The organism is Wolbachia endosymbiont of Drosophila nikananu, assembly GCF_028981865.1.
Classification (GTDB): domain Bacteria; phylum Pseudomonadota; class Alphaproteobacteria; order Rickettsiales; family Anaplasmataceae; genus Wolbachia; species Wolbachia pipientis_B.
Genome location: NZ_JAPQLL010000031.1, coordinates 1 through 9,711, shown reverse-complemented (window position 1 = coordinate 9,711; position 9,711 = coordinate 1). Strand labels below are relative to the sequence as shown.

The window sequence follows — 9,711 nt, the reverse complement described above, 5'->3', positions numbered from 1 at the left end:
ATTGGCGTACTATACTGTCTTAAACGACTTATAAGCGCGTTTCAGCTTATGTAGGTAAAAACCCAGAAATGTTGTGAAGATATAAGGTGCACATAGTGCAAAAAATTAAAAATAAGACGCCAACTACGTTGTTTTCTTGCTGTTTAATCTGCACAGATGAAGATAACTGAATACCTTCACTATCATGATAAGGGGGCTGGCGAGGCTTGTCAAGTAAGTTTTTTGTTTCTATTCCCAATGTTATATGGTTATGCAAGAAGTCTAATTTCTTTTCAAGTTATGGTTATACTCTTATAGTGTTGCATGGTAAAAAATAAACTAAAAATAAGCAAAGTGTTTTACAAAATGATATTACGTAATTTATTGTTTTTACTGCCGCCTGAAGTTGCTCACTCTTTGGCAATCATGGCATTAAAGAAAATACCTTATAAGAATCCTATAGAGCTGCCAGAATCTTTGAGTGTGAATTTTTTTGGTAATAAGCTCAGAAGCCCCGTGGGCCTGGCTGCAGGTTTTGACAAAAATGCAGAAATTATAAGACCTATGCTTTCATTTGGTTTTGGGTTTATTGAAACTGGTACTGTAACTCGTAATCCACAATATGGAAACAAAAAACCAAGAATTTTTCGGTTAATTAAAGATCAAGGGGTAATTAACAGATTGGGATTTAACAATAAAGGAATAGACTATTTTCTTAAACAAATAGATGAAACCAAGCTTGATGACTGCATTTTTGGCATAAATATAGGAAAAAATAGTGCATCGAAAGACCAAATTAGTGATTATGTTAATTTAATAAAGATGGTATATGGAAAAAGCAATTATATAGTGCTGAACATCTCGTCTCCAAACACGCCTAATTTACGCAATCTGCACAATAAGCAAGAATTATCGAATTTGTTGAAAGCCATCCGCAAATCAATTGATAATTCTAAATCTATACCAATAATATTAAAAATCTCACCAGATATAGATCAGCAAACGAAAGAAAATATCGCTGAGCTTGCGTTGGAATATAAGATTGACGGATTAACAGTAAGCAACACTACGGTAAGTAGAGATAATCTGCATTCCCACCATAATGAGAGTGGCGGGTTGAGTGGCAAACCACTGTTCAAACTTTCAACCGAGTTATTGGGCGATATGTACAAATTTACTAAGGGCAAAATATTATTGATAGGGTGCGGAGGAATCTCAAGTGGTGTTGATGCATATAAAAAAATAAAGGCAGGAGCTTCTTTGGTGCAGTTATACACTGCTCTCATATACCACGGACCTCAAGTTGTAAACAAAATTAATCTAGAACTTGCGGAACTAATAAGGAGAGATGGATTTAGCAACATTAGTGAGGTGGTGGGTTGTATACATTAATTTTGGAAGTTGGTGGTATTATTTTAATAAAATAAAACTAATTCTCTGGTATAAAGGTAGTAGAAAGTGCTTTTCTTTTAAATAATGGGTATGAAGAGTTTGAATGATGCAATATCTAAGATCATTGATTATAAATTTACAAATTATGCAATATTAGAAGAGGCACTAACTCACCCAAGCGTAAATAAAAGGAATAGCAAAAACCAAATTGTAAGCTACGAAAGACTAGAGTTTTTGGGCGATAGTGTTTTGAGTATGGTCGTATCTGCCATACTGTTTAAACTATTTCCTGAAGAAAAAGAAGGAGCATTGGCAAAAAGAAAGACGGATTTAGTTTGTGGCAACACCATTGCTAATGTTGCTAAAGAAATAAAATTAGGCAGCTTTATCATCATGAATAATAGTGAACGCTGCAATGGAGGGAGATGTAATCTAAAAAATTTAGAAAACTCGCTTGAAGCACTAATAGGTGCAATCTATATTGATGGCGGACTTGAAAATGTTGAAAAATTTATTACCCAATATTGGGAAAAGCTAGCTAAAGGCATGCTCGACCCCCCTCAAGATCCTAAAACCTCACTGCAAGAGTGGACTCAGAAAAAAAAATTGCCTTTACCAGAGTATGAGCTTGTAAAACACACTGGACCAGCGCACAATCCTGAATTTACTATATCAGTTTGCATAGAAGATCATGGTAAAGCTTCTGCATGCGCTTCTAGTAAAAAGATTGCTGAACAAAAAGCTGCTGAGTTGATGCTAGAAAAAATTGGAAAAGATGCTTCAGTTTAGGCAAAATAGGCTTTTCTATTTCCTTATATTTCATGCTTTCAAATACTTGATCTTACACTCCCTCTAACAATTTTGAAAGAAGTCTAGTGAATGGTCACGTTAAAACATGTTTTTAAATTTTTGCCAAAATCCTGGTTTATTATCATTAACCTTTGTAAATGTTATATTTAAACTGTATTTCGAATCATTTGGCACGTCGTATTTTATGCTAAATGTTGAAACTTTATCGTTATTGTAAATATGTACATCATCATATGATAGCTTTGTTGTGTAACACTTTACATACTTTTGCTTATCATGCACTAAATCACCTGACTCCCTTTCTAGTTCCACAAATTTCATTTTTTTCTGACATTCCTTCATTTTTATTAAATCCTTATCTAGTGATATTGAAACTGGCAACGTATTTCCAGCATATTCTTTAGCTAAAAGTTCACTTTGAGGATACATTTTTATTTCCCTGCCAAAATGTGAGTCTATGAAATTATTACTCCAAAATTTATTGCCAGAATGCACGTACTCATCAGTAGCATACGGCACCCCACCATAACTGCATTGAACTTTGTAATCTCCAACACCGTTGTTTTGAAAAAAATCATGAATGGCAGTGTAGCTACCGGCAGCATCATTTATATAATCCATTACTTTATTCCTTAAACTTCTAGTTCATTATATCATAATCATTATGCTAATCAATCAAAGAGCTCTCCCTTGCTGTTTTTAAAACTGATTTTAAGCGAGCGCTCTCAATTAGTTGGGAACATATTTATAAGATTGTAACATTCGTGCCTCCCAGTTTTTCACATACTGCTGAATCAATTCAGGATAATCTGTAATAATTAATAAATTTTCAGCATTTCCTTTTTCAGCTGTCTTACTAAGGTTAAATGACCCTGTGATGACTTTTTGATTGTCAACAATCATTATCTTATTATGAGCAATTTTTGGCTTATCATCGATCCAAATTGGTACTCCACCTGAAAATAATTCATTTATAACACTATATTTTGAGTAGAGTTGCGATTTATCTAAGATGACTTTAACATCAACACCGCGTTCTTTAGCATTAATCAAAGATTTTGCAACTGTTCCAAGAGTAAATGTATATTCTTGAACTAAGATAGATTTTTTAGACTGATCTATTACGCTGATTATCGGTACAGCACAATCTTCTCCAGGTGAAAAGCAAACCGTAGCTTTTGGGCAGGGCAAAAATATAAAACCCGCATAGTAATACAGAGAAAAACACATTAACAAGAATAAAAAGTGAAAAAGCCTCACAACAACCCACCCCCGTATATACGGCGATAGGCTACATCATAATTTAATCACCTGTCAATCCATATTCTTCCCACTTCTCCGTGATTTTTCTTACTATTTCTTCGCTCATTTCAATTTTCTCTCCCCATTCTCGTTTGGTTTCAGGCGGGATTTTATTTGTTGCATCAAATCCCATCTTACCTCCCAGGCCACTTTCAGGGGAAGCAAAGTCTAAATAATCAATAGGTGCATTTTCTATCATGATTGTATCATGCACAGGGTCCATTCTCGTTGATATTGCCCACATCACTTCCTTCCAATCACGTACATTTATATCATCATCAACAACGATAATAAACTTCGTGTATAAAAATTGCTTTAGAAAGGAAAGTATGCCCATAACAATTCTTTTTGCCTGCCCTGGATAAGACTTTTTTATCGATATCACCGCTATTCTATATGAACAACCTTCTGGTGGTAGATAAAAATCCACTATCTCTGGAAATTGATTGATAAGAATGGGCACAAAGATTTCGTTGAGCGCTTCACCAAGAATTGATGGTTCATCAGGTGGCTTGCCAGTGAAAGTGCTGAGATAAATTGGATTTTTGCGCATAGTAATTGCAGTAATATTAAATTCTGGAAATTGCTCAACAGAATTATAGTAGCCGGTGTGATCTCCGTATGGCCCTTCATCTTGATATCTATCTAAACTCACATAGCCTTCTAAAACAATTTCTGCATGAGCTGGAACCTGAAGGGGAATGGTTTTACAATTTACAAGCTCAAGCGGCTTCTTGCGTAGCAGCCCAGCAAATTGGTATTCTGACAATGTTTCTGGTACCGGAGTTACCGCAGCAATAATTGTTGCAGGATCACTACCGATCACAGCAGCAGCAGGAAATTTCATATTTTGTTCCTTCTCTTTCCATCGTTTATGGTGACCTGCACCACCACGATGTGCAAGCCAGCGCATTAGAGTCGTTTTTTTATCTATAACCTGCATACGATATATTCCAAGATTGAAATTATCTTGCTTGTCTTCCGTTGGGCCTTTTGTTACCACAATCGGCCAGGTGATAAGTGGTGCAGGTTCATTTGGCCAGCATGTTTGAATGGGCAGTAGACTTAGGTCCACTTCATCTCCGGTTAGCACTACCTCTTGACATGGAGCTTTGTTCACGACTTTACTTCGCATCGATAACACGACTTTTAGCAGAGGAAACATTTTTATAGCATCCTTAAAGTTTTTCGGTGGTTCAGGAGATTGCAAAAATGCTAGAAGTTTACCAAGATCTCTCAGTTCATCAGGGTTTATGTTCAGTCCCAACGCAATTCTTTCAATAGTACCGAATAAATTCACCAAAACAGGGATCGAGCTTTTACCATTCTCTTTAACAACATTCTCAAAAATTATAGCTGGCCCTTTGTTTGACAAAACCCTACGGTGAATTTCTGTCATTTCAAGAACTGTTGAAACCTCCTCCTTAATCCTAATCAGATCTTTTTTTTCCTCTAAGGCTTTAATGAAGTCGCGTAAGTTGTTGTACATATTCCAGCTTTTAAAACTTTAAGTCTACATTTAGTTTTCAAGCACTTTATTGAAATTTGACCTATGCACTTTCCAGCAAGCTTTCAGTTAATTTGAGATCAAATCCTCATATTGCTTGCTAAGCTTGTATTTTCTTCCTCTGTTGGAAAAGTCTACAATCTCAATAAACCCCATTTCCACCCACTTTTTACAAAGTTGCGCACTAGTACGAGGCTTAAAATTAAATAGTTCGCCAACCTGACTAGCTGTAATAGTGGAAAACTCCTGGAAGAGCTCAAGGGCTTTGCGTTGTTTAGGATCAAGCTTACGTATAAGATCAGTCTGATCAGTGTGGTATTCTTCTTCATTTATACGTTGTAAAACGTTCTCAAATGAATTTGCCATACCTTCTACGAAATACTCCACCCACTTAGTGATATCTGCTTCAGCTCTTCCTATATAATAGTTGTGCGATGGCCCTACACTGATTGCTTCATAATACGCTCCTAGATTCTTAGCATAATATTCTTCCAATGAATAAAGGCCTTTTAGATCATATCCACCAAGGTGTAAAATTAATGTAGTCAACAATCTTGCAGTACGACCATTACCGTCATAGTAAGGGTGAATTGTTACAAATTGATAATGCGCAATACCTGCAATAATTGGGCAAGGCACTTGCTCACTGTCACGAATCCAATCAATCATACTGCTCATGAGCTTTGGTACATCCTTTGCTTCAGGTGGCATATAAATTATTGCACGTGTACGGCTATCACGAATAACGTTTTGACCATCACGATAAGAGGTTGGCTTCACTTTAGATTTTCCACTCGCCATTACTAGGGCATGAAGCGTTTGAATGGCTTTCTCAGTAATAGGGATCGTTCTCGCTGCCCATTGTTCAACTTGGGTTAAAGCTGCATAATATCCTTTAACCTCATTTTCATCTCTCCTATATTTTGGAAAGTGGCTTTTACCACTTAAAACCTCTTCAATCTGTTTAGGCTCAAGTCGATTTCCTTCAATCATAGTAGAATAGTGTGTGGTATAAAGTCGTGCAGTTTCACGAAGGGACGAGAGCATCGATACAGTGAGTGGCAAATGTAACACTTTTTCTTTTTCTGCCTCAATCCTCATAAGGCAATTAGCAATTTTAGAAGTAATCGTATAATTTGGCATTGGCATAATATCTGCATTACATTACTTCTATATTATGCTGATAAAATGCAGATAATACAACATTTACACGACGCCGACCATAAACAGCAATAAATTCGGCTGATTGAGAAAGAAGTTTGTCTTGTAGAATAGCTATTTCTTTTTCTCTACCAATTATTGGCTCGTTCATATGTTTATTTCGCGGAGTTTGTTGAAATTATACACAGCGAAATAAAACAAACAACTTAAATCTATGCTCCGCGCGCTTTTGCTGTTTGCATCTTAAACTTTCTGATTAGTTTTGCGCTTAGTTTTTATTGTTAAAGTCTGCATTTGAGGCAAAACTGATTATAAAATACACTTGATACAAATGTTTTCATATATTAATATTAGATGCTTCTTTTAATATACAGATAAATGTGTACTAAAGTTTTATGTTGTAGGTTTTTAAATAAATTGTATGTCTAGAATATCGTTTTTATTGATCTTTATACTGGCAGTAGCAAGTTTGCCAATAATAAATAATTGGCTCTCAAATCGCAGCCAAATGCTAAGCGATGATTATATAGGTGAGAAATTAGATAATTATATAAGTAGAAATTTTGATAAGATCATAAAAACTCTCAAAGAGGAGTCGATTAAAAGTAGTTACGCTGCTCGAGGTAATGTAACCAAAAGTAAAATTTCACAATATAAGGATCAAATATTTGACCTTACTTATCCTTACTCCGGAGATGAAAATAGTAGTGTTATAGCTGTAGGTTTCTTTGACTATTCTTGTGGATATTGCAAGACTATAAAAGACGATATAAAACAGTTAATTAACGACGGTAAAGTTAAGTATATCTTTAGGGATGCTCCAATACTTGGTAATGACTCTTTAAGGGCAGCAAAAAGCGCTTTAGCTGTTTACTTTATTGATAAAGAAAAATATTTCGACTTTCACTATTCTGCTTTAAGTCACAAAGGAGGATTTTCAGGCGAAAGCATATTGGATATAGTGAAAAGTATAGGGATTGATGAGGACGATTTTAATAGTTCCATGAAAAATAATGCAGACAAAATTGAGCAAATGATAAATGGCAGTAAGCTCCTAGTAAGAGATTTGGGAGTAGGTGGTACACCTTTTTTAATAATTGGGGATAGTCTGTTTGTAGGAGCAACTGATTTGAATGTATTACGTAAAAAAGTAGATGAATTAAATCATAAACAAGGCTAGTTGCCATAAAATTTTATTTTTTTGCTTGACAACTCAAATGAACCTGAGTATAGTGGTTGTGGGTATGATAGCAATTTAAGGTGTTATCTCAGTGGTCTCATCCACTTTCCATAGCGTCATTTGCTATGTGAAACGCTTTCAAATTACAACATTTTCTTCAACCAAACTATTTTACTTTCATAGGAGGACATATGTCATTTACAGAAATTAGATTTCCAGAAAATATATCTTATGGGTCTACTGGAGGACCGGAATTTTCCACTGACGTTGTAACAACTCATAATGGTTGTGAACAGCGCAACATCAATTGGTCTCGTGCACGTGCCAGGTACAACATAGCTTATGGAGTCAGGTCAAGCGAGCAGCTAACAGAACTCATAACATTTTTTCATGCGCGGAAAGGTAAAGCAATAGGATTTCGTTTTAATGACTTTTCAACTGATCAAAACTTATATAAGTGGAAAGGACAAGCATACACGCATGATAAAAAAGCCAGTGTATGATACAATAAAAATTTATCTAGATGATGAAGAAACAAAAAAATATTCAGTGAACTATTCAACGGGAGAAATCACGTTTATCAAACCACCAGCAAAAGGCACAACAATTACTGCAAGCTTTGAATTTGATGTACCCGTACGCTTTGACACAGATTACTTAAACGCTTCTATTGATAACTACGGCAGCAACAGCTGGAGTAATATTCCCTTGGTGGAAGTGAAGTAAGCTATTAGCTACCATAGATTGAAAAAGTTAAGCGATACTGAGGCTCATATTTAAATGAGCCTCAGTATATTTTAACTGCCAATGCTACAATATTGCCAATTCCCCACTCTTGAAACTTGAGGAGACTCCAACTTAGTTTCTTGTAAAACAGAAGACTTTAATAATTCCCTCAGAGCTAATTTTGTAAGTGTTGTATCATCTTTATTTAAGATTTTATCTAGCATGTTGCTTTTCTGTAAGCGATTAACAGAATCTCTAGCTTCCTCATTCAGACCCCCTATTTTGTTAATATAAGATAATACTAAATCCGAGTTCCTTATTGCTAAAATTCCATTTACGAAAATATCTAATTTTGTTTTATCTTTAGTTAAGTCTTCAGCTAACCTATTTCTGATATTATCATCGCCAAATACAACATGCTTGAAATAAAAGCAAGGATCAATAAGTATAGAATGCTCCAAAGGTACTGTATTGTATAAAGATATGCCACACTCAGTAATACGTCCTCCTCTCGTTGTAGCATTGTAATAGAAGTAATCATCATACATTGATAGCAAAGAAAAAAGACGTATTACACTTGTTGACCTTACCCAGAAAAAGTAGAGAGAAAGTTAAGACTTTTTTGTCATGAAAATGATGCATCAAATTGTTCGGGAATGCAATAGTTAATAGTAGAATGTCTATGTTGTTTGTTATAAAAGATTTCTATGTATTCAAATATGGCAGTTCTAGTTTGTTGAGCAGAGTGTTGCGAGGTATCAATAAGTAGACTTCTTTCAAAATTGAGAGAAGGAGTGTAAGATGAAATATTTGAAAGGTGAAATATAAAGAAATAAAGGAGTTAGAAGGAGAAAAATTTCGACGTTTAACAGGTGTAAAAAAAGCAACATTCGAGAGAATGGTAGAAATTCTGGATGAGGAAGACAGAAGAAAAAAAGCTAGAAGCGGGAGAAAAAGTAAGCTTTGCGTAGAAGACAGGCTACTTATGACACTGGAATACATAAGAGAATATCGCACATATTTTCATATAGGACAAAGTTATGGCATGAGTGAAAGTAACTGTTTTAAAATAGTAAAGTGGGTAGAGGACACATTAATAAAACATCCAGATTTTGCATTACCTGGGAAAAAAGATCTATTAAATAGTAGTGTAAAATACGAAGTTTTGGTAATAGGTGGAACTGAAACCCCAGTAGAGAAGCCAAAAAAAAGCAAAAACGCTTTTACTCTGGAAAGAAAAAAAGGCATACTATAAAAACACAAATAGTAACAGAGAAGAAGAGTAAAAAGGTCATTTGTACATCTTTTTCAAATGGTAGGAAGCACGATTTTCGGATATTTAAAGAATCAAAGGCTGCCGGGAACTAAAATCTTAGCTGATGCTGGCTACAGAGGAATGCAAAGGATAGATAAAAATGTTGAATTACCACACAGAAAAACGAAAAAGAATCCGTTGAGCAAAGAACAAAAAAGAGAGAACAGAGCTCTTTCTAGCCAAAGGGTAATGGTTGAAAACTTAATTGGCTTATTGAAAAGGTTTAAAATCATCTCGGACAGGTATAGAAATAGACGAAAACGTTTTGGTTTAAGATTTAATTTGATTGCTGCCATTCACAATTTTGAGCTCTCACATGAATTTTGAAAGAAGTCTATT

Annotated in this window: 9 protein-coding genes and 3 pseudogenes; 5 read left to right on the top strand and 7 right to left on the bottom strand. The window is 35.1% G+C overall.

What is annotated here, in order from left to right:
* Positions 1 to 303: 303 nt before the first annotated feature.
* Entirely contained in the window at positions 304 to 1,371 is a 1,068-nt protein-coding gene (locus tag OZD67_RS01995) for a quinone-dependent dihydroorotate dehydrogenase (protein ID WP_182183753.1), read from the top strand.
* Between the two features lie 90 nt (positions 1,372 to 1,461).
* The gene (gene rnc / locus OZD67_RS01990) at positions 1,462 to 2,160 is read left to right on the top strand and encodes a ribonuclease III (RefSeq protein ID WP_182183755.1); all 699 of its coding nucleotides are present in this window, start codon (positions 1,462 to 1,464) and stop codon (positions 2,158 to 2,160) included.
* A 99-nt stretch (positions 2,161 to 2,259) separates the two neighbouring features.
* On the opposite strand, the gene OZD67_RS01985 is transcribed toward rnc, so the two are convergent.
* The 5 genes from OZD67_RS01985 to OZD67_RS01965 all read right to left on the bottom strand — a co-directional run bounded on the left by OZD67_RS01985 (position 2,260) and on the right by OZD67_RS01965 (position 6,302).
* Entirely contained in the window at positions 2,260 to 2,802 is a 543-nt protein-coding gene (locus tag OZD67_RS01985; RefSeq protein ID WP_182183757.1) for a hypothetical protein, read from the bottom strand.
* A gap of 108 nt (positions 2,803 to 2,910) precedes the next feature.
* On the bottom strand, positions 2,911 to 3,441 hold the full coding sequence (locus OZD67_RS01980; protein ID WP_182183758.1) for a phospholipase D family nuclease: 531 nt from the start codon (positions 3,439 to 3,441) through the stop codon (positions 2,911 to 2,913).
* A gap of 43 nt (positions 3,442 to 3,484) precedes the next feature.
* A complete protein-coding gene (locus OZD67_RS01975; RefSeq protein ID WP_182183760.1) occupies positions 3,485 to 4,972 on the bottom strand; it encodes a UbiD family decarboxylase in 1,488 nt (495 codons plus the stop codon).
* A gap of 87 nt (positions 4,973 to 5,059) precedes the next feature.
* On the bottom strand, positions 5,060 to 6,133 hold the full coding sequence (locus OZD67_RS01970; protein ID WP_259346677.1) for a Fic family protein: 1,074 nt from the start codon (positions 6,131 to 6,133) through the stop codon (positions 5,060 to 5,062).
* A gap of 16 nt (positions 6,134 to 6,149) precedes the next feature.
* Positions 6,150 to 6,302, bottom strand: a complete 153-nt coding sequence (locus tag OZD67_RS01965; protein ID WP_010081826.1) for a hypothetical protein — start codon at positions 6,300 to 6,302, stop codon at positions 6,150 to 6,152.
* Between the two features lie 270 nt (positions 6,303 to 6,572).
* Between OZD67_RS01965 and OZD67_RS01960 the strand changes: the two genes are divergently transcribed.
* Complete coding sequence (locus OZD67_RS01960) at positions 6,573 to 7,331, top strand: DsbA family protein (protein ID WP_182183763.1); 759 nt, start codon at positions 6,573 to 6,575, stop codon at positions 7,329 to 7,331.
* Positions 7,332 to 7,522: 191 nt separating this feature from the next.
* Positions 7,523 to 8,057 (top strand): annotated as a pseudogene (locus tag OZD67_RS01955) (DUF2460 domain-containing protein).
* 71 nt (positions 8,058 to 8,128) lie between these two features.
* Here OZD67_RS01955 and OZD67_RS01950 read toward each other — a convergent pair.
* Positions 8,129 to 8,605, bottom strand: coding sequence for a hypothetical protein (locus OZD67_RS01950; protein WP_182183766.1), 477 nt, complete (start codon positions 8,603 to 8,605; stop codon positions 8,129 to 8,131).
* A gap of 77 nt (positions 8,606 to 8,682) precedes the next feature.
* Positions 8,683 to 8,841: pseudogene (locus OZD67_RS06230) on the bottom strand (IS3 family transposase); the annotation flags it as partial.
* 33 nt (positions 8,842 to 8,874) lie between these two features.
* Here OZD67_RS06230 and OZD67_RS06225 point away from each other — a divergent pair.
* Positions 8,875 to 9,699 (top strand): annotated as a pseudogene (locus OZD67_RS06225) (IS5 family transposase).
* Positions 9,700 to 9,711 lie beyond the last annotated feature (12 nt).